This is a genomic window from Chloroherpetonaceae bacterium (assembly GCA_033763895.1).
Classification (GTDB): Bacteria; Bacteroidota; Chlorobiia; order Chlorobiales; family Thermochlorobacteraceae; genus JANRJQ01.
Map to the genome: position 1 here is coordinate 1 of JANRJQ010000011.1, position 24936 is coordinate 24936.

The following is a 24936-nucleotide window of genomic DNA, read 5'->3' on the forward strand; positions in this document are numbered from 1 at the left end:
ACACCTTAAAGGCGTCATACATCGCGCTGAAAGAAGAGTATCAATCTTTATCAGTAAAAAGTGATTTCACTTTTTGGGTTGGGGTTGCGGTTGTGGTACTGGTTCTATTTTATCTTTTTGGAAGGTGACTATGTGGGATGGAAGCCGAAAGGAAATTATTGATGCGGCACTTCAAGCTTTAGTAAACCTGAATGCTTCAGTATCTGCACTGCCTGATAATCCCGATGAACCTCTTTCGCATTCGCGTGGAGATGTCCGTGTTTTTTGGGGCGGGTTTGTTCGTGATGGTGAGAATTTTGAGCCCACAAAAGTAACAAAGCGTATAAGGCTTTTTGTGAATGTGCGCGCGCACGGGCTGAGTAGCGATGAAAGCTCTGTCTATGAGCTGCTTGATGAAGTTGAGTCGGCAATGTTTGGCTATGAAGTACATCGAGCGCCATTCATCCCTGTTGACGAAACGGTCGTTTATAACTTCCAAAAAGCCTACTGGGTTGGGATACAAGAATATGAAATCATCTTAGACCAATTTTCAATTAATTCAACTGATTAAAAAAAATGCCAACAACAATCAATTTCACTACGGATAGCAATAACCGTAGAAGCCGTGAGCTCCAACGCAGAAGCCCAAAAACCTCAAGGTTATCGTTTGCGCCGGTAAATGCTACGACCGGTGCTTTACAATCGGGTGGGGTTAATCCATACACTGCATCACCGGCAGCTTTTAGTGCAAATACCTATTTCGGTTTGGGCTTTCTGACTGATAAAATTCAAGTTCAACCCGCTAATCGTGATATTGTTTCAAAAGATATTGGTGGGAAAAACATATCTGTGGCCACGGAAACTGATGCTGTTAACCTTTCGGTAACATTACTTCAGAACCCGGTTGAGCTTTGCCGTGCCAACCCTAATACACGCTTCCAGTTCATTGCCCCAATGGCGGAGCATAATAATTCTCTACCATTAATTGATGTGGTTGCAATTGGAATCGGAAAGCTACCCTATACACCGGCATACGAAACAAGTCAAGAGTTTCATACTTACCCAATCACGATTATGAGTGAGGTGAATACTCAAGCAATTAATATCACTTACCTCCAGCTCGCCGCCGCGCTCGATTTAATTTCGCGGCGTACCGGAACAAATCGTATTACAGCAAGAAAGTACAATGGACTTACCCCTGTTCAGGGTTCTGATTTGGTGATTGTAACATCGACCGATAGTGATGGAGCGGATGCCAACGCTGTTGCACTCACCATTGCAGAGGGAGAAATGGCGGCATTTGGGACATTTCTTTTTGAGATAAAGGCTTAAGCATTATGAACCCTTCGCAAAACTACGCTTCGCTTCTTCGTGATAAGGTCAATGTACTTTATCGCGGGGGAGCGAAGGTTTTTTTTGCTCAAAACACAGAACAAGCCTCTTATTACGATATCGGGTTCCAAAGCGATTTAATTGTTACAGCTGAAGCGGCAACCCGTCGCGATTCGAAAGGCCGTGAAGAAGTCCGGTATTATGATATTTCGGTTGCAATTACACTTGCGCAAACATCGGATACTGAGAGGGCAATTATCGCCTTTGCTGCGGCTAATTTGAGTAAAGTCCTGATTCAATTTGAAGTCAAATCTGCTTCCAATATCAATAAAGAGAAAATTGAATTTCTTTCAGTTAAACTGATACCAACCGATCAGATTAAAGTTGGTGTTGAATCCCGCTTGACTTTCCGCTTTACGGAGAGAATGAGGCCTGCGGTTTATCTCTCGAAGTTTAAATATGAAAGCTTACCCTCACTTTCTCTTATTTCGCCATCACAAGCGCTCGTAGATAGCGCTGCTTCAGTCGCATTTTCTTGGCAGTCACTTTCGGGATACAGTCAATACCGCTTAGAGGTATTCTTAAATGAATCACTTACAGAAACGTCTTTTAATGGTGTTATAAACGGCACAACACATTCACTGAGTTTACAGCAAGGGCTCAGGTACTGGTGGCGTGTAACGGCTCTTGCACCGGATATTTCGCTTCAGGATGTGGTTTCGGGTGTTCGGTTTTTTACAACATTTATTCAATCGCCAAGTTTTGTAAGCCCTACGCCTGCCGATCTATCAACAGACGTCCAGATTGGCAATATCATAATAGGATGGCCGGCTTTGGTAAACTTTCAAAATGCAACCGGGTTCGATTATGTCGTAAGTTTGAATAGCACCTATACAAACATTGTGTTACAAGGCAATGACGTAACCATTAATGAGATTGTGGTTCAAAATGAAAGCTTTGGTGTGATGTACTATGTTCGGCTGCGCGTTCGTTCGGCTTTTGCTGTCTCTACTTATGTTACAAGGCAATTTCAAGTTGAGCAATTTGGCGTTGCCGAGTTTCAGTCTTCAGATGATAGAATTGGAGATGGAGCAGAGCTAATTACAGAACGGTATGTTGAAATTAAACGCGATATTCGGGCAACTTCATATTCGGTTGAAACATCGGCTGTTGGGGGCTTTGGCCAACCAATCACAGAATTCTTAGTTTCAAGCCCTCCGAGTAATCAGCCAAATGTAACCCCGAAATTCTTGCTTGAATACGATCAAATAAATTCAGATTTGAACGGCAATTTTGCGATTAGAGTAACAAAAATTCGAGGTTCAAATAAGTCTGTTTCGCTAAGTAGATCACTTAAAAAAGTAACTCCATTTTCTTGGCACAATCTTACTACGCCAAGTAAAAATGTTTTTGGATTCCAAAGATTGTCAGGTCTTACGGTATCAATTGCAAATAATACGACGAATAATGTACAGGGTTATCATTCGAGTAATTCTCGTTTAATAACAGGCGTTAACACATCGGTATTGGCGTCTCTTGCAAAAGTAGGTGAGTTTGTTTCTTTTCAAGCTGGAGGTACAACGCCGCGCTTGGTTGTGTGGAATGATAACGGTGCCGGAAATCAAATTATAGTTGAAGGAACAGAAATTACCACTGCCGCCGCCGGATTCAATGTTTATTTTTATTCTTTAACAAATGACACTTTTTCGCTTTCACAATCTACCATATCTCAACAGCCGAGACGCAGATTAATCACGGCAGGTCTAAGCGGTTTTAATCCTAACGCTCAATTCTATCTTTCAGAACACTCAGGGAATAATCAAAATCTTTCAAATACAAGTACATCGCTTTCGTTTAACAAAGGGAAAAAAGCAGCTTTAGTTTTAATGATTGCTTCTATTTCGAGTTTTGGAAGTAGTTCTTTAACAACATTATTTGAGCACGTTAAAACAAATGGTTCTAATGTAACGGTTTTGGATTACTCGATACTTGTAAATGGCAGTGCAAGACTTATAATGAGAAAGGATGCGAACACAACAGAATCATTTAAAACTTTAGAAAGTAGCCCATCTCAATTACTTACTGCATCTCATAATCTTAAGACATTTGTGTTTGGTTTTGATATTAGTAGAATAGGTGTAAAATTGATTAATAGAGTGAATGGCGTCAATTTGACAAGTTCAACTGGTGATGTTGAAGGGCTTAGCGGTGTGTCTGATAACTCTCAGAATTTCAGATTATCACTTGGCGGAGATAACGCTACGACTTTTGGTGCAAATTCTGTAAAGCAAATTGCTGAATGCTTTATTGTTGAAAATGATAGTTACATTTCTGATCAACTTATTACATCATTTGAAAGGTATGCAAAGGACAAATATGGTATAACTTTAGGGAGTATTAACTAATGAAGGTAAGGTTTGATAGTTACGAAGAAGCTAATGCGTACAATGAAAAAGCGTTTGAAGCTTTACTAAGGATAAGAGCTTCATTCTTTGATAACAAGCTTTTTAAGCTAACTACTAATTCAATTGAGGATATTTCAAATCTAACTCAATCGGAGCTATGCGCATTTCATGAAGGTAAGAGGGTTTTCCCGCTTTTGGGTTATCAAAATGGAAAGCTGAATAAGTATGAAGGTTTTACGGAGTATTGGGATACTGTAATTGAAGTGGACGGAAAATTCGAAGTAAATTTTTTTGAAGAATGAACACATCAGAAAACTTCATCCCTATCACGCGCATCTTGCTTGCGCTTACCTACCAAGGCTCGGTTATTTCTTTTGATTTTACAGACACATTGCAAAACGCTTTTTACAGAAAGGAAGCTTTACTCCATACAACCCCAAGCGGTTCATCAAGCTCTGGTCATTTCAAGGAGTTTATAAACTTTGAACTACCCAAAGCCACACACAAGAATTTTTCAGTCTTAAACCTTTCTCTTTCTCATATTACGGCAACGGTTTACTTTGATGCTGAAACCTCAGGTAACAACAACATTGTCTTTGATGACCTTACGATCTCTTCTTTAACTCATAAGAATGAGGAAGGAGAGTCACTTCTTTCTGTTGAGCTTTCACGTGTAATTGACGGTGATGGAACGCCCATTGCCGGAGACATCGTTTGGATTCGTCGTGAGATTGTCAATGGGCAAACCACAACCTTTGAAGATATAAAGCTCAAAGCCGTTGAATTAAATGACGGAATAGAATTTGATCAGAGCCCGTTTGAATCCCTTTCAAGAACGAGGTATCGGCGAGTGCGCGGTTTTCGCCGCACCTTCCGGATTAAGTTCGCACCCCTGGAAGGTTCTAAGCGACTCGGTTTAGGCCGATCTCTTGAGGCGGCTCTACTTCAGCAAACGATACTTGTAAAAGCGTGGAATATATTCGCGGAAAGCGAAACGATTGATTACAACTACCTTACTCCGGGATCCAGTGGATTTCGGCGCCTTTTAATTGAAAATGATGATATTGAAAAGGAATCCGTCATTGAAAAGCTTGTTACTGGCAAAGGGTTTACCTTGAGTTTTGTAGATGCTTCTATACAAACTTCTTCTTTAAGCTCTTACAATGCGCCTACCTTAATTTATTCAAATCCCACTGTTACCTTAACCACTAACCTTGAAGGGGTTGAATGCCGATTTTTTGTGCTCGATGATTTGGTGTGGAAGCGTTTTACTACACCATTGGGGTATGTTGCAAAAACGGAATCTAACGGTGCTTATAGTTTTTCTTCGCCATTAGGAACAAGTATCACTAAGCTTAAAGCAGTAACAGCTCTTGGGACAGATGTAAAGGAGGTGACGATTAATGTTTAGCGTAACTCAAATAGAAGGCCCAGCTTTTTTTTCAATGGGGTTTGCAAGTGAAGTTGTTTTTGATGTCAGGGAAAACGGGGTTGTAATTCCTCCGGCATTTTTACCCGGACCGTATCCTGAGGTTACGGTCGTCTCTAAACCCGGTTGGATTTCATTTTTTCAGCCTTCTCCGGGTTCTCTCCTCGATACGTACTATGATGTCTCTTTTTTCTCCCTTACAGGAACTCCTCCCTATTCAACAGATTCTACTTTTACTGTTGTTGTAAATGTGAGTTTTGATGGAGATGATGAAGATATTACGCTTCAATTCTCGCTTAAATCAACAAGGCTTACGGCTTCTATTCCTAAGAACGGGAATACCGTGACAGCTGAATTGCGCTTTAAGATTAATACCGGTATCACTGGGGCGGTTAACTCTCAAAACTTGTTTGAGTTATTAGAATGGAAAGGTATTGCTGAAAGGGAGTATGGAAAGAATACCGCTAAACCTGAGCCGACGCCTTTTTTATTTCTCTCAACACTTCGCATAGAGCTTGAGTCACTTTTGAATACGAAAGAGGTTTCACGTGAGCTTTCTAATGCCTTTAAGATTATTGAAAGCGTTGTTTATGTAATCAATGGTCAGGTGATATTTGAAGGTAATTTGACACTTGAATTCAGCTCACAGAAAAATCTTTCCTTAACCCTTCAATTTGAGAATGGTATTCGCCGTAAACTCGATCGCCGGGTCAGAGATAGTGAAGGCAATATACTTTCTTTGCAACCCTTTAATCTGCCTCCTGTTACGGCGAATGGTGGGAGAGAATACTTGCAGTTAAAACCTTTGTTTGAAAACCTGCTCTCATATTTAGTCGGTAGATCAATTACAATTCCTTCAGGGCTTTTCTATAACCAATTTGGCCGAGTTGAAGCATCATATTCAGGCCTTGTAGTTAACCTCGCATTTAACAATAACGATTCTTACTTCCTTTATCACGGCCCAAACTTTGAGCCTCATTGGGCTTATGGTTGTGAGACAATTGAAGATGTTCTCAATTACCTTTGCGCCATTCTGGGTCTCACTGTTGGATTCGATACTGATGGCCAATTCTTTTTGAAGTCCAAAGTTTTGACTACCCCAATTGCCATTAACGAGAATTTATTGGAAGTCGAATTCGCGAAAGAGTATGTCACAAAAGCGAGATCGATTGCCATTGAGGGTATTTCTGTTGTGCTTGATTCAAATAATTTGGTTGTATCAGTGGATAAAAGATTGGCTTTTGGTAATGGCGGATCATATCCTCGTACTGTAGCGTTTTTTAATGGGGATTACTCAAGTGTTCCGAACGTATTATACGACGGCGGCTTATTTGGAGAATTGCAACATCAAGAGTTTACCGAAGAGATTACTATAAAAACCCCATTTCAATTGAAATTTCAAGTTCCCGGCCACAATGCAGACATTGGCCTTCAGTATAACAGATATAGAGAGTGTTCTGTGAACGTCGATAATGGCGGATTGATTAGCGGGATTATTGCTTATAGAGTTGATACAGTGCCTTTATCTCTACCTAGAATCATTTTCGAGCAATATCTCAATCAAGAGAGACCTCGTATTTCAGTAACGCTTAACGCGAAGTCGCAATCGTTTTTATTTAGGGAAGTTTACCAAGCTGGTGACTCTGAATTTGCTGCAAACGGAACAAATTTTAATCTAATCTACGCTCGCATTGATGATGCAAATGACGAGATGAAAATCAAACTCATTGAATTCTGATGACAAAGGAAATAACTGCTTCTTTACTTAATGCTCCGATTTTAGTAGGAGAAAAATCCTATTTAATGCAATCGCCAACGGTAGATCGCCTTGCGGTCTTTATGTCTCACTTACGCATCGATGACATTTCTCAGTTCAATTCAGCTGAGGTGAACGCTCGTTTAACTTTGTGCTTTGACGGTGATAAACAAAAGTCAGCTGATTTCTTGAATGGGCTTATCGTTGGGCAAACACCAGTTGAACCCGATGAAATTGATGGTGTTCTTCTTAGAGAAGTTGCTGTATTTTTTTTTATGCTGTGTGCAGAGAAATCGAATCTACTCGAGTATTACAGAAGAAGTATGAGAAAATTAGTCGGGCAATTGGACGCGCTTTTGAATCAGCTTACGGTTACAACGAAAAGGAAGTCCAAATCAAAAGCGTCAAAGAGCAGGCGTGGGAAGAACTCTCGCAGGTAGAGAAACTTTATGTTTTGAGTGGGGAATTTGATGAGATGAAGATTTCTGAAGTTTTGAAAAGGGGTTTTTATAAACGCATCAAATCCCTATTAGAGGGTGGTTGAATTATTAGAAACCTCTACGGATTTTCCTTAGTTCTTCAGTGGTGTCTTCATTCTTATCATTTAAGAAGCGATACAAAAAATAAACCAATAAAATGGGAGTAGTTAAGAAGAAAAAAAATATACCTAAAGCGGGAAATATTACAACCGCAAAAATCATTAAGACCCAAAGAAAAGGATTGTTTTGCATATGAAAGAAGCTAAAGTTAAAATTGGAATAGATGCAAGCAGTTCGAGCGCATCAACCGCGTTAAAGCAACTTAGCAAAGATTTTGATGTATTGAAAACGAAAATTTCCTCGCTTTCGATGCCAACAACCGATTTTAATGAGTTGCAAAACAAATTTCAAACCATTCATAAAAGTTTAAGTGAAATAAGCAATCAATCAGGTAAAACAAATGTATCAATGATAGACTTAGCAGCCTCTGCGGCTACTGTTGGTGCCACGATAACCGGTTTGCTTCAACATTATCAAGGTCTTATTGCTATCTCTCGTGAGTATGAAATGGCTGCAAGGAAATTGGAAGCATCCTCAAAGCTAACGGGTGTTTCTTTTGGTTTATTGGAAGATACTGCTTCCACAGCTGAGAAAAGGTTTTCTTTGAGTCGCAAGGAGGCAAATGAACTAACAGCTTCAATTTCAAAGTTAGCCTCAAAAGCAGGTGAAGCCGCGAAAATCAACGAGTTATTTGGCCGTGTCCTTGACCTTTCCGCAGCTCAAGGTTATAACGCTGAGCAGGCGATGGTTGCTCTTAGTCAGGCTATTCTTGGTATTGATGAAGGAACAGATAAGTTCTTTCAAAAAAATCCATCGACAATATATTCGGAGTATGCTGCCCAAATAAAGAAGAGCGCTGGCGCTTTAACTGATCAAGAGAAGGCTCAAGCTTTGGTAAATGAGTTTATGACACAAGGAGAAAAGGTGAATGGCCAATACTCGTTATCTCTTCAGACTGCCGCGGGTAAACAGAAACAGTTTTCAGTCGAAGTTGAGAAGTTTTCCGCCCAAGCAGGTAAAGAATTTGACGTGACTTTAGGGAGAATTCTTGGAGTGATTAATCCTCTTATGTTAGCTATAAATCAAGCCCCTGATTCACTTAAAACTTTTGCATCTTCGGTTATTATACTGACTGGTTCAATCTATGCGTTAAATTTAGCTCTAACTAGTTTGAGAGCCGCAATGGCGGCAAGTGGTGTCGGCTTGATTCCATTGGCCATTGGTTCGGCTGGTTCAGCAATTATTGCTTTAGCCGGTTCTTATTCAAAGCTTTCATCGGAAATGGAACAAGTTGAAAGGATTTCAAATTTAACAGGTAAATCTTACGATGTCGAATTAGCGCGACTAAAAGAGAAGCAACCTGTTCTAGCCGATATTGTAGAGAAAACTAGGCAATTGGCTGATGCAAAAGAAAGATTAAAAAAAATAGAGGATGGCGAAGCGGTTGGATCGGTGAAAGAAGAACAAAAAAACATTTCAGACCTTGAAGCCGGAATTTTAAAGGGTAAGGATTCGGTTGATCGCATTAGAATATTAAAAGAGAGTAAGTCTTCGAAAGAAAAGGAAATCTCTGAATACCAGCAATCTGTAAATCTTAATAAAAGCAAACTTCTTTCAGACGGACTCTCTCAATCTGAAAAAGAAGAACTTAATGGAAAAATTAATAATGCAAATTACTTCATTTCCCTAATTGCTAGAAATATTCAAGATATTGACAGAGAGATTACCTCGCTTACTCCCAAAAGAAAAATGGTTTCTAAAGAACTCCTTGTAGAGTCAACTGTCGAACCTTCAGTTTTAGAAAAAATTGATGAGGAAATTCGAGAATTGACAAGGAAACAGGAGAAAGAGACTTCGCCGAAATCAAGTAGAGCGATTCGTAATAGAGGTCTTTTGCTTAATGCAATCCAAAAGAGACAAAAACTCCGGCAGGTTTTAGGTTTAGAAACGCCTTCTCAAAAGAAGGATTCAACTATTTCAATTAAAGCTGCATTTGATACAAGTGATTTTGATGAACAAGCTTGGATTGAATTGCAATTGGGGTATGATGTAAAGGAAGTTCAGGAAAGGCTTCGAAATAGAATGCAAATTTCTGATGCTTTTAAGAGAGTGGATAAAAGTCAAGCCTCTAGTGATTATCGGTATTCCTTTAATCGATCTTTACAGTCATCATCCTCCAGACTTGATTTTTCGGCTGTTACTGGATTAAGAGATAAAGAGCTTCAACGAGCTGATGAAGCCAAGCGAAATGAAGATGTTGAAACATACAGGGAGGCTCTTAACCTCGCGCGAGAAGCATCTCAAGAACTTGTTAATATGTCTGACCGTATTTCTCAGAACTCTGAGCAGATTAAGCTTGTCTTTTCAGACATTGCATTGAGTTTCGGGGATTCAATTTCTAATGAATTATTCCGTACAGGCACCATAGCCAAAATGCAATTAGGCAATGCTCTTGGTCAGGTCGCGTCAAACTTTGGCCAAAGGCTATTGGCTGAACTTATCCAAAGGGGTATTTTGAAGCTTTTAACAATGATGGTTGGCGGCCCTCTTCCAGTTGCTGGCGGATTAATTTCGGCTTTAGGTTTTTCTGAAGGCGGTCGTCCGCCTTATGGCAGAGTTTCTATTGTTGGAGAGAAGGGGCCTGAATTGCTTGTTGGGGGTTCAAATTCGCGTGTGGTTTCTAATAAAAATGCATCTTATGAGCTTCCTAAGATACTGGGTTCATTAATGCCTCAAGGTTCGTCTATTTCATTCGATTCAGAACCGTTGCTTGATGAGTTGCGGAGTACAAGAAAAGCTATACAGAGAAAGTCTTTTAATGCAGAGCTTGATGGTGTAGAATTAAACCGTCTTTTAGACCGCCGTAAAGGCCTTGAAAACCTTCGATAAGCTTTCTCAAACTATTAAAGCGAATTTCTCAAACTTTTTTGTCCGTAAAACTTGCAAATAAGAAAATCGCGTTTTATCTTTGTATTAACGATGACAAATACTTCACGCCTTGTGAAGTATGAGGTGTGGATGGGGGACGCACCTCGTCATCTTTAGTAACAAAGCCTATACGCCTTGTATAGGTTGGTAGACGGTGTGGGGGACGTCTATCTGTTACGCCCGGCAGGCTTGCCTGCCGGTTTTTTTATTTTAAATCAAATTTTCTCCCCAATCACAGCGCTTACCATTTTCACCCTTTTGATTCCCGTCGAAACATGTCAATAAGATGATCGGAGAGTTTCGTCAAGTCAAGAATAGGGTATTGAATTACTAATGATGTTGTGATTTGACAATAATCGCGTGGATTCTGCGTTCAAGTTTGTATTTTTGCACCCTATTTTTCACAACCAACAAGTTTGTGAATCATTCCCCTTCAAAGAATGGACTAGGAAATGAATCAATCGTTTTGGTGTGGAAATCAGGAAATTTGGTCTTAACAGTGACAATTCTCGATGATTCTTTTTGAAAAGGTCGCGATCAGTGGTAAATGCGCTTTGGTCATCGGATATTGGGTTTGAATCAATCAAGCATGAATAAATTTAGAGATCTTTCAGTTGACGCGGGTTATGCAGCCTTAGAATCAGAAGTCAGAGCATTCTGGAAAAAGGCGGATATTTTTGAAAAAAGCATAACCTCTCGAGAAGGGGGAAGAGTCTTTGCCTTTTATGAAGGTCCGCCAACAGTCAATGGGAAGCCGGGGGTTCATCATGTTTTTTCAAGAACATTGAAAGATTTGATTTGCCGGTATAAAACACTGAAAGGGTTTCAAGTGCGACGTCAAGCCGGTTGGGATACCCACGGACTTCCGGTAGAAATTGCCGTTGAAAAGAAATTAGACTTGAAAAGTAAATCGAATGTAGAGAGCTTTGGCATCGCACAGTTTAATCGAGAAGCGAAAGACCTTGTATATTATCATATTGAAAACAGTCCGGAAAGTTGGGAGAAACTCACCGATCAAATGGGCTATTGGTGCGATATGGCAAATCCGTATATCACCTGTACCAATCAATACATCGAATCCGTCTGGTGGGGAATTAAACAAATCTTTGATAAAGGGCTAATTTACAAAGATTATAAAGTTGTTCCGCAAGACCCGCAATCTGAAACAGTTCTTTCGCAAGCTGAACTAAAAGACGCATATAAAACTGTCCAAGACCCAAGCGTATATGTAAAGTTTAAACGAAAAAATGCTAATGAATTCTTTTTGGTCTGGACAACAACGCCTTGGACTTTGGTTTCAAATGTCTGTCTGGCTGTTGGAAAAGAGATTGATTATGTCAAAGTTCGGGCAAAAAATGAAATCCTTATTCTGGCCAAAGAGCGGCTCGCTGTCTTGGGCGCCGCCTCTGAGGCGAATCCTATCGAGATTTTAGAAGAATTCAAAGGAGAAGCGCTTGAGCATCAAGAGTATGAGCAGCTATTACCCTATCTCAACTTTTCTCAAAAAGCGTTTTATGTTGTACTTGGTAATTTTGTTTCCACAAGCGATGGCTCAGGAATTGTTCATTGTGCGCCTGCCTTCGGTGCCGATGACTATGAAGTATCGAAAAAATATGGCCTTCCAATGGCTCAACCCATTGCACGGAATGGTCGCTTTACCAAAGAAGTCCCTGAGTTTGAAGGCGTTTTCTTTAAGGATGCCGATAAACCAATTATCGATGTACTAAAGAAAGACGGCAAACTATTTAAGAGAGAAACCTACTTACACGAATATCCATTCTCTCCGCGTTACGGTGTACCGGTTATTTACTATGCTCGCGATTCTTGGTATATCCGAACGACTGAAATCGCCTCTAAAATGATTGCACTCAATCAAGAAATCAATTGGGTTCCTCCCGAAATCGGAACGGGTCGATTTGGAAATTGGCTTGAGGAAAATCGCGATTGGGCAATAAGCCGTGAGCGATTTTGGGGAACCCCACTGCCGATTTGGGTCAGTGACGATTTCAAAGCCGGTGATGATTACAAGTCGGGCAAAATGCTTTGCATCGGTTCAATTGCTGAACTCCGCGAAGGATTCATTGATCTCAACGGAACGCCGGTTCAGTTAGGAAAAGCATTGGACGAAAATTTGGTTAAGCTTGATCTTCACCGCCCCTTTGTCGATAAAATTTATTTCATAAAAGACGGGAAAAGATTCACACGAACCATTGAGCTTATTGATGTATGGATTGACTCCGGTTCAATGCCTTGGGCGCAATTTCATTATCCCTTTGAAAATAAAGAGCGATTTGAATCGCATTATCCGGCTGATTATATCGCGGAGGGAATCGATCAAACTCGAGGTTGGTTTTATACTTTACATGCGCTTTCCGCTATGATTTTTGGGGGTGTCGCTTATAAAAATTTAATCGTCAATGGACATCTTTTAGATAAAAACGGTGAAAAGATGTCGAAATCAAAGGGAAATGTGGTTGATCCTTTTTTGATGATGGATAAATACGGTGCCGATACACTCCGGTGGTATTTGGTTTCAATGAGCCCACCGCATCTTTCAAAGAAGTTTAATGAAGAGGAACTCGCTGAAGCCCAAAGGAAATTTTTCCGAGCATTTATTGAGAGCTACAAGTTTTTTGCGCTTTATGCCAATGTGGATCAATTTTCTTATCAAATGCCGAGAATTTCGGTTGATTCACGAACGGAACTTGACCGATGGGTACTTTCTTCGCTCAATTCACTTATTCGCTCAGTAGATAAAGCAATGGCAGCGTATGATGTCACTGCTGCGTCAAGATTTATCGAAGATTTTACGGTGAACCAACTCTCGAACTGGTATATTCGCCGCTCAAGAAGGCGTTTTTGGAAGGGTGGATCGCTTGAAGAAGGCGGGGTTGATAAAATTTCGGCGTATCAAACTTTATATGAGTGCTTAATTGTGCTTGCCAAATTAGCATCACCTTTTTGCCCAATGATAGCGGATGAGATTTATCTTAATCTAAACCAATTAACCGGTTTAGAGCCGTTTGAATCGGTGCATTTATCTTTTTTTCCAACGGTTGAAGAAACTGCAATTGATTTAGAGTTGGAAGCAAGAATGAAGCGAGCGCAAGTGATTTGCTCATTAGGTCTTGGGCTTAGGAAACGCGCTGAAATTAGAGTTCGACAGCCTTTGCGCCGAATCTTAGTTCCGATTACAGAAAGCAAAGTTCGAAGAGAAATTGAAAAGGTCAAGGAATTAATTTTGGAGGAACTCAATATTCGCACAATTGAGTATGTGGATGATGATTCTGGAATTGTAAGCAAAAAAGTAAAGCCCAATTTTAAGACACTTGGTAAAAAATTTGGGAAAGAGGTTAATGCTGTTGCGAATCTTTTGCGTAGTTTAGCGGCTAATCAAATTTCAACATTGGAGCGAGAAGGCCTATTAAGGCTTGATCTTTCTGGAAAGGAGATTGAAATCTCGCTTGAGGATGCCGAGGTATTACATGAAGATCTTGAAGGCTGGCTTGTTGCTTCAGATGACCAATCGAAAACCACGATTGCGCTTGATACCGATTTAGATTCGGAATTGATTTTAGAAGGTTTGGCCCGAGAGGTTGTAAATCGAATTCAAAATTTGAGAAAAGAATTGTCTCTTGATATCACCGATCGAATTGTGCTTTATTTAGAAGCAGGGCTAAAGATCAAAGAAGCGATAGAAAAGAACAAGCCATATGTGATGCATGAAACATTAGCTTCCGAAATAGTTTATGAAATTAACGGTCATCAAAGTGTTCGTAAAGAAGAAATTATTGGGGAAGAGAATTGCATTATCGCTGTTGTAAAGATTTAGTAAAGAAGTTCACTGAGTTAAAACTGCTCAAATTTTTGTTGTTCTTTAGTCTATTAGAATTTTTTTATTTGTACCGGATCACATGATTAAGAAAATTACAAAGGCTGTAAAGAAATCGGCCGCCCCGAAGAAAAAAATGGCTGCTAAGGCTTCGAAGACAAGCACCAAACTTGGCGCTAAGGTTGTAAAGGTCGTTTCTAAAGCGGTTGTAAGCGAAAAGGGTAAAGTCGCAAAAAAAACTGATAAACCGCTTGGGAAGTTAAGCGGATTGGTAAAGGTTACGGCTGAAAAGAAATCCGGTAAAATTGCTACCAAAAGCAAAGGTAAAGTTGTTGTAAAAACATCATCCCGCCCCGCCGAACGAACGGCAGCGGTCAATGGAATTTCAAAACCTGCTCCACAAAAACTCACGAAATCTCCGCTTACAAAAGACGATTTGAGGCATTTTGAAAAAGTTTTACTTCAAAAAAGAAGTGAAGTCTTGAGGGATTTAGAAATTATGCGCTCTATGCTTGACGAAGCAAACAGCGAAGATTCAAACTCAAGTTACTCGATGCATATGGCTGACCACGGTACGGAAACGATGGATAAAGAACAGCATTTTATGTTTATCCAGCGGGATGAAAAGTACCTCAGTTATATTGATAAAGCGCTTGAAAGAATCAAACACGGAACATACGGTATTTGCTCCGTTTCAGGGTTACCAATTCCGAGAGAAAGGTTAGAAGCCGTTCCTCACACAACTGTTCGCATTGAGTACAAAAACAAACGATAAATCCTTTTTGATTCGAGATTGATTTAAGCATTAATTTTTCTGTGCTAACCTGATTTTTTTGATAAAGGGCGATTTTCGCCCTTTATTGTTACTGCCTTTGAAGGGTTCAAAAATTCAGATGATTTTGTGAACCAAATTTGAAGAGGCGCGAGGTTTTTACTATATTGAAAGTTCAATTGCGCGATTTTGCCCTTTTTCGGGGATGAACCGCGCATTGCTATTAAAAGCCGCTTGAGCCTTTCTTTGCTGTTTGTAAAATTACCCATCGTAATATAAACGAATGTTGGACGCACGACGACCTGATAACACCGAATTTGGCTATGATGATAGTGAGGGTGTGGTTAATGTGCGCAAATACACGCCTACCAAGCCGTCGAATTCCGCTTCAACAACATTATCTCAACATCAACCGCCTCCGAAAATTAGTTCAAGGGTTGAGCTTGAGCATTTTCCTGATGAGCCCTCAAAAACTGAAATCAGTTCAGCACAAAACCATACAGAAATAGAACAAGAGCTCAACGCACAAATTGCCGATATCATTAGTACGGTCAAAGAAGCCATAGGCGCAAGAACGGCTGCTTTTTACTGGGCAAGTGCGAGTCGGAAAAGGTTTATTTATGCCGCACACGCGACCGATGAAAAGCGATTTACGACTGAAGTGAAACTTGATTACGATGACCGAGATATTATGTCTGAGGTGGTTAGAAAACGAAATCCGGTGCTTTACAGCGAGATCACCACTGAAGATGAGCCAATGTTTATTCGTTATTATACAGAGCTGACCGGTACAAAGGCATTTGCTGGTGTCCCCGTTGTAATGAAAAATTCGGTGTGCGGAGTCATCATTGCGGATAGTGATAAAATTGAAGCATTTGAACCAAAGCATATTCGTGTATTGCTTCGATTTGCAAAAATTTGTGCCGCTAGCATCGATACTCATGCTACGAAATACAGCAACTTAGAATCTTTGCGATTCATTGAGCCGTCAATTCAATTGATGCGAAAGCTTCATAAAGAGCAAAGCCTTGACAGCATCATCGAATACTTCTGCATTTCCATAAAGCAAGCGCTCGATTTTGATCATCTTTCGCTTGCGCTCTTAAATGCTAAGTCAGAATTTGTGGTTAAGAAAACGGTAAGCAAAGCGCGATATGTTCCGGAAGGTGCTGTCATTGATTTGGAAACATCCGCCGTGGGCATTTCGCTGATGAATGGTGAAGAGGGAACTATTGACGATCTCTCTCAACTTGCAGTAACATCACGATTTTTTAGCGGAGATATGGAACTTCCGATGAATGGCTCGATGCTCATTTTACCAATTCGAATCGGTGAAATGTGTTCCGGCGCTGTGGTACTTGAAGTTGGGGAAAAGAATTATTTCAATCAGGATAATTTTTCGAAAGCACGATTTTTCGTTCAATCACTCGCTTTTTCACTTCAAACCATTCTTCTCCGAGATCGCTTGAAACATGCGACGCCTCAAGATGAAGAAACCGGTGCACTGACTCAATCGGCGTTTCACCGCATTCTGCGTTTAGAAGTGAATCGATGCAAACGCAATGAAAGCAAGATTACTTTTGTGATGCTTCAGTTTGATGATGCGGAAGGTTTAGAAAGGCGTTACGGAGGGAAGGGGTTGCTTTCGCTGATGAAATCAACGATGCGGCTGTTAGAAAATAATGTCCGCAATTATGACAGTGTCGGGCGACTTGGGCCGTTAAGATTTGGGATTTGCCTTTATGGGATGTCGGCACATAACGGGAGATTTTGGTGTGAAAAGATTCGCGAACAAATTTTAGACGAAACATTCAGAACTGAAGATGAATACAAAACCATTTTAGCCACGCCGAGTATTGGTCTATCTAGTTATGAATTTGATATTCGATCAAAAGATACGGGAGAAGACTTAGCTTCAATGATTTTTTCAGGTGCGGAACGAGCTTTGGAATTGGCGGTAAAGTCGGGCGGAAATGTTGTTAAAGCTTTTTAAGATGAAGGTATGACACTCGGTAAGGTAATTGGGACAATCTGGGCTACGCGCAAAGATGAAGGTTTAGTGGGAATGAAATTGCAGATTGTTCGACAAGTTGGGCTCGATTTGCAACCGAAAGACAATTTTATTGTTGCTGTAGATTCGGTTGGGGCGGGCGTTGGTGAAATTGTTCTTATCGCGAGTGGAAGTTCTGCGCGTTTAACGGAGCAAACCAAAAATAAACCGGTCGATGCCGTGATAATGGCGATTGTCGATAAACTGGATGTGGCGGATTAATTAAATACTCATTGTTTTCAGCTTTATTTTTTGCGTAAATCCCGAGTTTTGAATCAATTGAGCACTCAAATCTTGATGCTCAAACTTAAAAAGGGTGATGAAACGAAAAAGGTCGAGAAATGAATTTTGGAATGGTTATTGGTTCGGTGTGGGCAACACGCAAAGATGAATCTCTTGAAGGAGAATTTTTAAAAGTTATTCAGCCAATAACAGCCTCCAAAGAAAAGCAAGGGATGCCTTTAATTGCTTGCGATTCAATTGGAGCGGGCAATGGTGAAATTATATTATTTACAACTTCGACAGAAGCGGCAATTCCGCTTAAGTATCGAAAAAATAGAGCAATGGTTGCAACTGACGCCACAATTGTGGGAATTGTGGATCGCATAGACACCGTGAGTGTTTCAATATCCTAAGCTCTTGTTCTTTGTTTTGTGCAATAGATTCCTGCAAGACAGGATAAGTTCTTTATAACCAAAAAAAAATTGGAGAGTCAGTAACCTTATGGCGATGCGTCAATTAAAAATTAGCCGTCAGATTACGAATCGCGAAAGCGCTTCGCTCGACCGCTATTTACAAGAGATTGGGAAATTTGATCTCTTAACCCCACAGGATGAAATCGATCTGACAAGAAAGATAAAAAAAGGTGATGGAAAGCCGGTCGATACCCGCGAATACAAGGAAGGTCGGCGGTCGCTTGAGAAACTAATCAAAGCGAATCTTCGATTTGTTGTCTCAGTTGCAAAGCAATATCAAAATCAAGGTCTATCACTTGGCGATTTAATCAACGAAGGAAATTTAGGTCTTATCAAAGCGGCAAAGCGATTTGACGAAACGCGCGGATTCAAGTTCATTTCATATGCGGTGTGGTGGATTCGCCAATCAATTTTGCAAGCTTTGGCAGAGCAGTCACGTATTGTGCGGTTGCCTTTGAACCGCGTGGGGACGTTGAATAAAATCGGTAAAGCATTCAGCCAATTAGAACAAGAATATGAGCGTGACCCAAGCACTGAAGAACTTGCCAAAGTGCTCGAAATGAATGAAGGGGAAATCAATGATACGCTTAAGATTGCGGGTCGTCATATTTCTGTTGATGCGCCGTTTGCGCAAGGAGATGATAATCGGCTTTTGGATGTGCTTCAAAACGACTCCGCACGCCCCGATCACAGGCTGATACAAGAATCGCTGCAAGTTGAGGTGGAGCGTTCACTCTCGGCTCTTACTGCTCGAGAAGCCGAAGTAATTCGCGCTTACTTCGGAATCGGGATGGACAATCCATTAACGCTTGAAGAAATTGGAGAGAAGTTTAAGTTGACCCGTGAGCGAGTTCGTCAAATTAAAGAAAAAGCGATTCGACGGCTAAGACACTCACAGTATCACAGTGTTTTGAAAGAATACATAGGCGGCTAAAAATCAGTAAACAGTTCAAAAATACACATCATGCGATGTGTATTTTTGCTTTTAAACCAAACCAAACCGTGAAGAGAACAAGACTTGCAGTTTTTTGTTCAGGTGCAGGAAGCAACTTTAAGGTGCTATTTCAAAAAGCAAAAGAAAAAAAATTGCCATTTGAATTTATAGTGTGTGTTTCAAACAATTCTCAGTGCGGAGCAATGCAGTTTGCGCGAGAGCAGGGAATTCATACCATTCACCTTTCTTCAAAAACGCACCCCGACCCAAAGGAATTCAATCGTGCATTGATTTCAAAATTGTCCGAACTTCAAATTGATCTGATTCTTCTGGCCGGTTATATGAAGAAAATTACTCCTGAATTGGTCAAAGAATTTCCAAAACGCATCTTAAATATTCATCCATCCCTGCTGCCAAAATTTGGGGGAGAAGGGCTCTATGGATTGAAAGTTCATGAAGCTGTCATTTCTGCAGGCGAAAAAGAAAGCGGTGCAACGGTTCATTTTGTTGATAACGATTATGATACAGGAGAAATAATTTTGCAAGAAAAGGTCAATGTCGAGTTGACGGATACGCCGGAAAGTCTTGCGGAAAGAGTTCTTAAAGTTGAGCATCGCATATATATTCAAGCTCTTGAAAAAGTAACACTTCATCAATAGAGAAATCTCTGAAATAAAATTCCGATTCGAAGCTTGAAACTTTTTCTCGAAAAGGAATCTCCTATATTTATCACACAATTAAATTCAACAAAGTATGCAGTTATCGACACTTGACTATTTCGTTTTTGGGTTTTACTTCTTAGTCATCATTGGCGCCGGGCTTGCGGTTTTGAAGTTTAAGAAAAACGAAAACAGCGAAGATTATTTTCTTGCAGGGCGGTCATTGCCGTGGTGGGTGATTGGATCTTCACTTATCGCCTCAAATATTTCTGCAGAGCAATTTATTGGCATGTCGGGCAGTGGGTTTGCATCAGGACTCGCCATTGCTTCCTATGAATGGCTTGCGGCTGTTACGCTTTTGATTGTTGGAAAATATTTTCTCCCCATCTTCCTCGAAAAGAAGATTTACACGATGCCTGAATTTTTAGAGTTACGATTTGATCACACGGTTCGCACAGGACTGGCTGGATTTTGGCTGATGGTGTATGTATTTGTGAATCTTACCAGCGTGATGTATTTGGGTGCGCTCACGATGCAAACAGTTTTAGGAATAGATTTAATGATGGGAATCATTGGACTTGCCTTGCTTTCAGCGCTTTATACCATCTATGGCGGGCTCGCGATTGCAGCGTGGACTGATGCAATTCAAGTAGTGTTTCTTGTTTCGGGTGGATTGCTGATTACGCTCATTGGTTTAAACACTTTAGGTGACGGGAGCATTATATTTGGTTTTGGAAAACTTTTAGAATCTGCACCTGAGAAATTTCATATGGTGCTTGAAGCCAACCATCCAGAATTGCCTTGGATTGGTGTGTTTATTGGAGGGATGTGGATGGCTAATATCGGATATTGGGGGTGCAATCAATACATCACACAAAGAACACTTGCCGCCAAAAGCCTGAAGGAGGCTCAAAAAGGGATTATCCTTGCTGCGGTATTAAAAATTATTATGCCGCTTATTGTAGTGTTGCCCGGTATCATAGCATTTGCACTTTATGGCAATACAATTGCTAAGCCCGACGAAGCGTTTCCAACTTTGGTAAAAAATCTTGCGCCTTCAGGGGCCGTTGGGTTAATTTTTGCCGCATTGATTGCTGCAATCGTCTCTTCACTCAATTCGATGACAAACAGTGCGGCAACGCTTTTTACAATTGACATTTACAAATCAAACTTTAAGAAGGACGCAAGTGAAAAGGAATTGGTTTGGATTGGCCGAGTGGTAAGTGCGTCTGTTCTTTTAATTGCCATCGTAATGGCTCCGCAGTTAAAAAATCTATCACAAGCCTTTCAGTTCATACAAGAGTACACTGGCTTTGTAACACCGGGCGTTGTGGTGATTTTCCTTTTTGGATTGTTTTGGAAAAAGGCCACTTCCAGCTCTGCTCGGTGGGCGGCATTGCTTACCATTCCGTTATCGCTTGGATTTAAAATTCTTTTCCCTGAATTAGCCTTTTTGAACCGAATGGGAATTGTGTTTTTAGCCTTAGCAATTGTCATTGTGATGATCACGCTTCTTGAAAAAAGGGGAAATGATGAAAAAGCCATACGAATCAATCCTCAAACATTCAATACAGACGGGGTTTTTAACATCAGCGCATTACTGGTGCTTGGGGTAATCGGCGCGCTCTATTTGTACTTTTGGTAAAAGAAGTTAAGCGATGAACCGAAACGACTACTTAATTTCTGAAAAGTTAAAATCTCCGGGTTTAATTCTTCAAGCGCTAAAGCGTTTGCAGAGCGAAGTTCGCAAAGAAGGAAGAAAACAATTTAATGAATGGAAACCAACCATTCATCGAAAGGAATTTGAATTCAGCGCGAAAAATTTTGCAGAATATTTAGCGCTTCGCAGAAGAGATTTGCGTCATCTTCAAGCAGCGCTTATCCCCTTAGGCCTTTCCTCATTAGGGAGAAGTGAAGCGCGGGTAATGCCAAATCTTGAAGCGGTTATCGCGGCACTTTCTGCAATGATTTCAAAGGCTAATGCGCTAACTGCCCCAAAGCAAGAAGATTTTCTAAAAGGAAGTTTAAGGCTTGAAGCCAATGCCGACGACATTCTTGGTAAGGCACCGGATCGCAGGAATGTGAGAATGATGATTACGCTCCCATCCGACGCAGCTAAAAACTATTCATTGGTTTCCAAACTTCTTGAAAAGGGGATGAATATTGCTCGTATAAACTGCGCACATGATTCAGAGGAAGAATGGAGCAAAATGATTGCGCATATACGCCGTGCTGAGAAATCGCTTGGGCTCACTTGCAAAATTTTTATGGATTTAGGTGGACCGAAAGTGAGAACAGGAGAAATCGTTGATAAACGAACGCGTGATAAGGGTAAACAGGATGTCATCGCGAAAGGAGAACTTATATTTCTATATGGGAATAAACCAAGAGCTAAGAACAATGAAACCCTGCAAGTGGCATGTGCAATCCCCGAAATCTTGCCCTCGATTGGAGTAGGTCATCAAGTGTGGATTGATGATGGTCATATTGGAAGTGTGGTTGAAGAGAAAAGGGATGAAGGTTTGATTTTACGTGTTACGAATGTAGAGGCCAAAGGAAGAAAAGTTAAATCAGATAAGGGATTAAACTTCCCCGATTCAACGCTCTCGATATCACCGTTAACCTCCAAAGATCTCAATGACCTTAATTTTATCTGCAAAAATGCAGATGCAATAAACTACTCTTTTGTGCAATCTGCAGAAGATGTGCTGGCTTTGCAAAATGAAATTTCAACACGACTTCATCAGGCAAAGCGAAACGGGAAGATTTTAAAAAAGAACAACATGTTACCGATTGGTATGATTGCCAAAATCGAAACCAAAAGAGCGGTCGAAAATCTTCCTGAAATCATTATTCAAGGTGCCGGTAATCAACCATTTGGAGTGATGATTGCTCGTGGCGATTTGGCCGTCGAAATTGGGTATCAACGAATTGCTGAAATTCAAGAAGAACTGCTGTGGTTATGTGAAGCGGCTCATGTTCCGGTCATTTGGGCGACACAAGTGCTTGAGAGTTTGGTAAAAAAAGGGATTCCATCTCGCGCTGAAATCACGGATGCCGCAATGTCGGAACGAGCCGAATGCGTCATGTTGAATAAGGGAGATTACATTCTAGAAGCGATTGAAATTTTGGACAATGTGCTCATGAGAATGGGTCAGCATCAAACCAAAAAAATGCCGCAACTTCGCGAACTCTATTCTTGGAGGAATTAACCCGAAGAGAAAATAAATCAAAACGGGCGAGTGATTTTCGCCCGTTTTTCTTTTTTGCACTTCACCTGTTACCAAGGAAGCTCACTTTCTAAATGAAGATACTTCCCATTGGGAGAGTCTTTTCCTGCAAGCGCTAAATCGACACTTGTTTTTGACCCTTCGGTGACATTCATCGGGGCGGCGTCGGTTCCCATATCAGTCTTTACCCAACCCGGGTGTGCTGCATTAACACGGATATTGGTTCCTTGAAGTTCGTGAGCCAGATGAATCGTGTACATATTTAATGCAGCTTTGGAAGTGTTATAAGCAAAAGTCTTCGTTTCATAAATCGGTGAACCGGGGGTTGCATGTAAAGTTAAAGAACCCAAAATGCTGGTAAGGTTTACAATTCGGCCGGCGTCGCTTTTGCGAATGAGTGGAAGCAAAGTATGAGTTAGATGAACAAGGCCAAAAAAATTGGTTTCAAAAGTTTCACGAAGTATTTCTTGTGAAATCGTGCTCGTCGTATTTTTTGACCAAGTGTGATCTTCAATTTGGATTCCGGCATTATTAACCAGAATATCAAGTCTTCCGTGTGAACTTTCGAGCATTGATTTGAGTGCAGAAAAGTGTGCTGGGTTGGTCATATCAAGTGGAACGAATGTTACATCAAGACCCAAGGCGCGAAGCGATTCCGCGGCTTTCTGACCTCTCGCCTCATCACGAGAGCCTAAATAAACCTTGACGCCCTTTTCTGCAAGTTGCTTGACGGTTTCTAATCCGATGCCTTTATTTGCCCCGGTAACCAATGCGATTTTTTGTGAAGACATAGTTGTAGTTCGATGAATTAAAAAAATTATTTTTTTTCTTTATCACTCTTCCCCAGCCCTATCAGCCAACCCAAGAGAAAAGAGAAAACACTAATTATTACTGAGCCAAAGCAGGCAGTCCAAAAACTTTGAACGCGAAATCCTTCAATAACTGCCGATGCAAAGTAAAGAAAAGCTCCGTTAATGATGACAATAAGCAGACCAAGCGAAAGAATCACAAGAGGCATAGAAAAGAAGAGGATAATTGGCCGAACGATTGCATTGAAGAGGCCCATCACAAAGGCTACTGCCATCGCAGCCCAAAAGTTATCAACTTCGATGCCTTTAATGAAAAGTGCAGTGATATAAATGGCCGAGGCACTAACGAGCCAATGAAGTAAGATGCGGGTCATTTAGTTTGAAAGGCTGAATCATAAATTTCTAAGAACTTGTCTGTCATATATGACTGCGTAAAATACGGATTCGTTTTATGGTATGCTTGTTCCCCAAAAGAAATACGAAGGGAGGGATTTTCGATAAGCGAGATCAAACGAGCCTCTAAAATTGAAATTGTTTCATCGTTAACCGGTGAGGCGGGAATTAGAAACCCATTCAACCCATCAGAAATGACTTCCGCAGCGCCATCAAGATTAAAAGAAACCAAGGGTTTTTTCAGTGCCATTGCTTCTTGAAACACAGTTGGAAGTCCCTCGTGCAGTGACGTGTGACATATAATATCGGAGAGCTGTAGCAACTCCACAACCCGCTCCGGAGGCACAACACCAGTTAAAATCACATGCTGGGAGAGATTATTTTTTGTGACGATTTCTTTAATCCTAGGTAAGTAATCGCCTCCCCCAACAAAAAGAAATTTTACCTCAGGATGCGATTTTACAATACTTGGGGCAGCTTGCAGAATAAACGCTTGCCCTTTCAATTCAGTAATTCGGGAGACATTGGTAATGACCACATCATTCTGATGAATACCTAAACTATTTCCGAATTTCTCGCGTAATCTTTCCTTTGAATCTAGTGAATGAGAGAAAAATTTATTTTGAATTGAATTAAACACAACCGTGTATTGCTCAGGTTTTCCAATCCCTGCAGAAAGATGAGCATTAATCATTGTTTGACATACACTGATCACTTTCGTGGTGAAACGGATCACCAACCTTTCCAAGAATATGAAAACGAATCGAAGTATAGGATGCTGAAACCGGTGAAAGGATAGTAAATGAAGAGAATGAAAAATGGTTGGAACATTGGCAATATAGGCTGCAAGCCTACCTAAAATTCCTGCTTTTGCAGTATGGGTATGAACCACATCGAAAGAGCCGCTTTTGATAAAACGAATCAGTTGAAAAAGAGTGAGGAGATCTTTAATTGGGGAAACTTCCTTTACAAAATTGGGAAGTACGGTTACCTTTAAGCCGCGAGCATTTGCTTCTTGAAACAAATCCCCTTCGGAAGAAATATTTTTTCCAGTAACAATTTCTACTTCGTACCCGCGAAGTTTTAATCCACTAGCGATATTAATCATTGAAGCCGTTGCCCCGCCGATACTAAAGACGGTAATAATCTGTAGGATTCTTTTCGGTGAAGGTGCTGCTGAATGATTGGTCATTG

Annotated in this window: 20 protein-coding genes; 17 read left to right on the forward strand and 3 right to left on the reverse strand. The window is 40.7% G+C overall.

All coding sequences use genetic code 11. From position 1 onward, the window contains the following. Positions 1-130 precede the first annotated feature (130 nt). The 17 genes from SFU91_12350 (at position 131) to SFU91_12430 (ending at position 22522) form a co-directional block, all read left to right on the forward strand. Positions 131-550, forward strand: coding sequence for a hypothetical protein (locus SFU91_12350; GenBank protein MDX2129815.1), 420 nt, complete (start codon positions 131-133; stop codon positions 548-550). Positions 551-555: 5 nt separating this feature from the next. Further along, positions 556-1311: a hypothetical protein gene (locus SFU91_12355; GenBank protein ID MDX2129816.1), complete on the forward strand. Its 756-nt coding sequence runs from the start codon at positions 556-558 to the stop codon at positions 1309-1311. 5 nt (positions 1312-1316) lie between these two features. Further along, entirely contained in the window at positions 1317-3716 is a 2400-nt protein-coding gene (locus SFU91_12360; protein MDX2129817.1) for a hypothetical protein, read from the forward strand. Beyond that, positions 3716-4018, forward strand: a complete 303-nt coding sequence (locus SFU91_12365) for a hypothetical protein (protein ID MDX2129818.1) — start codon at positions 3716-3718, stop codon at positions 4016-4018. The genes SFU91_12360 and SFU91_12365 overlap by 1 nt, the downstream gene beginning before the upstream one ends. Then, a complete protein-coding gene (locus tag SFU91_12370) occupies positions 4015-5127 on the forward strand; it encodes a hypothetical protein (GenBank protein MDX2129819.1) in 1113 nt (370 codons plus the stop codon). Before SFU91_12365 ends, SFU91_12370 begins: the two co-directional genes overlap by 4 nt. After that, positions 5120-6883 carry a hypothetical protein gene (locus SFU91_12375; protein ID MDX2129820.1) on the forward strand — a complete coding sequence of 588 codons (1764 nt, stop codon included), beginning with the start codon at positions 5120-5122 and terminating at the stop codon, positions 6881-6883. The genes SFU91_12370 and SFU91_12375 overlap by 8 nt, the downstream gene beginning before the upstream one ends. Continuing rightward, positions 6883-7341: a hypothetical protein gene (locus SFU91_12380; GenBank protein ID MDX2129821.1), complete on the forward strand. Its 459-nt coding sequence runs from the start codon at positions 6883-6885 to the stop codon at positions 7339-7341. The genes SFU91_12375 and SFU91_12380 overlap by 1 nt, the downstream gene beginning before the upstream one ends. A gap of 291 nt (positions 7342-7632) precedes the next feature. Further along, the gene (locus tag SFU91_12385; GenBank protein MDX2129822.1) at positions 7633-10329 is read left to right on the forward strand and encodes a hypothetical protein; all 2697 of its coding nucleotides are present in this window, start codon (positions 7633-7635) and stop codon (positions 10327-10329) included. A gap of 628 nt (positions 10330-10957) precedes the next feature. Then, complete coding sequence (gene ileS, locus SFU91_12390) at positions 10958-14200, forward strand: isoleucine--tRNA ligase (GenBank protein ID MDX2129823.1); 3243 nt, start codon at positions 10958-10960, stop codon at positions 14198-14200. A 382-nt stretch (positions 14201-14582) separates the two neighbouring features. Next, entirely contained in the window at positions 14583-14975 is a 393-nt protein-coding gene (locus tag SFU91_12395) for a TraR/DksA C4-type zinc finger protein (protein MDX2129824.1), read from the forward strand. A 280-nt stretch (positions 14976-15255) separates the two neighbouring features. Beyond that, entirely contained in the window at positions 15256-16965 is a 1710-nt protein-coding gene (locus tag SFU91_12400; protein ID MDX2129825.1) for a diguanylate cyclase, read from the forward strand. Positions 16966-16974: 9 nt separating this feature from the next. Then, a complete protein-coding gene (locus SFU91_12405; protein ID MDX2129826.1) occupies positions 16975-17244 on the forward strand; it encodes a EutN/CcmL family microcompartment protein in 270 nt (89 codons plus the stop codon). 119 nt (positions 17245-17363) lie between these two features. Then, entirely contained in the window at positions 17364-17657 is a 294-nt protein-coding gene (locus SFU91_12410) for a EutN/CcmL family microcompartment protein (GenBank protein MDX2129827.1), read from the forward strand. Between the two features lie 94 nt (positions 17658-17751). After that, positions 17752-18651: an RNA polymerase sigma factor RpoD/SigA gene (locus SFU91_12415; GenBank protein ID MDX2129828.1), complete on the forward strand. Its 900-nt coding sequence runs from the start codon at positions 17752-17754 to the stop codon at positions 18649-18651. Positions 18652-18719: 68 nt separating this feature from the next. Then, positions 18720-19310, forward strand: a complete 591-nt coding sequence (gene purN / locus SFU91_12420) for a phosphoribosylglycinamide formyltransferase (protein MDX2129829.1) — start codon at positions 18720-18722, stop codon at positions 19308-19310. A gap of 94 nt (positions 19311-19404) precedes the next feature. Beyond that, complete coding sequence (locus SFU91_12425) at positions 19405-20955, forward strand: solute:sodium symporter family transporter (protein ID MDX2129830.1); 1551 nt, start codon at positions 19405-19407, stop codon at positions 20953-20955. 13 nt (positions 20956-20968) lie between these two features. Continuing rightward, positions 20969-22522: a pyruvate kinase gene (locus tag SFU91_12430; GenBank protein MDX2129831.1), complete on the forward strand. Its 1554-nt coding sequence runs from the start codon at positions 20969-20971 to the stop codon at positions 22520-22522. Positions 22523-22590: 68 nt separating this feature from the next. Here SFU91_12430 and SFU91_12435 read toward each other — a convergent pair whose 3' ends face one another. From SFU91_12435 to SFU91_12445, 3 genes are read right to left on the reverse strand one after another with little or no spacing between them, the layout of a single operon-like run. Next, positions 22591-23331 carry an SDR family oxidoreductase gene (locus SFU91_12435; protein ID MDX2129832.1) on the reverse strand — a complete coding sequence of 247 codons (741 nt, stop codon included), beginning with the start codon at positions 23329-23331 and terminating at the stop codon, positions 22591-22593. A 26-nt stretch (positions 23332-23357) separates the two neighbouring features. Beyond that, positions 23358-23723, reverse strand: coding sequence for a phage holin family protein (locus SFU91_12440; protein ID MDX2129833.1), 366 nt, complete (start codon positions 23721-23723; stop codon positions 23358-23360). Continuing rightward, positions 23720-24934, reverse strand: coding sequence for a glycosyltransferase family 4 protein (locus SFU91_12445; GenBank protein ID MDX2129834.1), 1215 nt, complete (start codon positions 24932-24934; stop codon positions 23720-23722). The genes SFU91_12440 and SFU91_12445 overlap by 4 nt, the downstream gene beginning before the upstream one ends. Positions 24935-24936 lie beyond the last annotated feature (2 nt).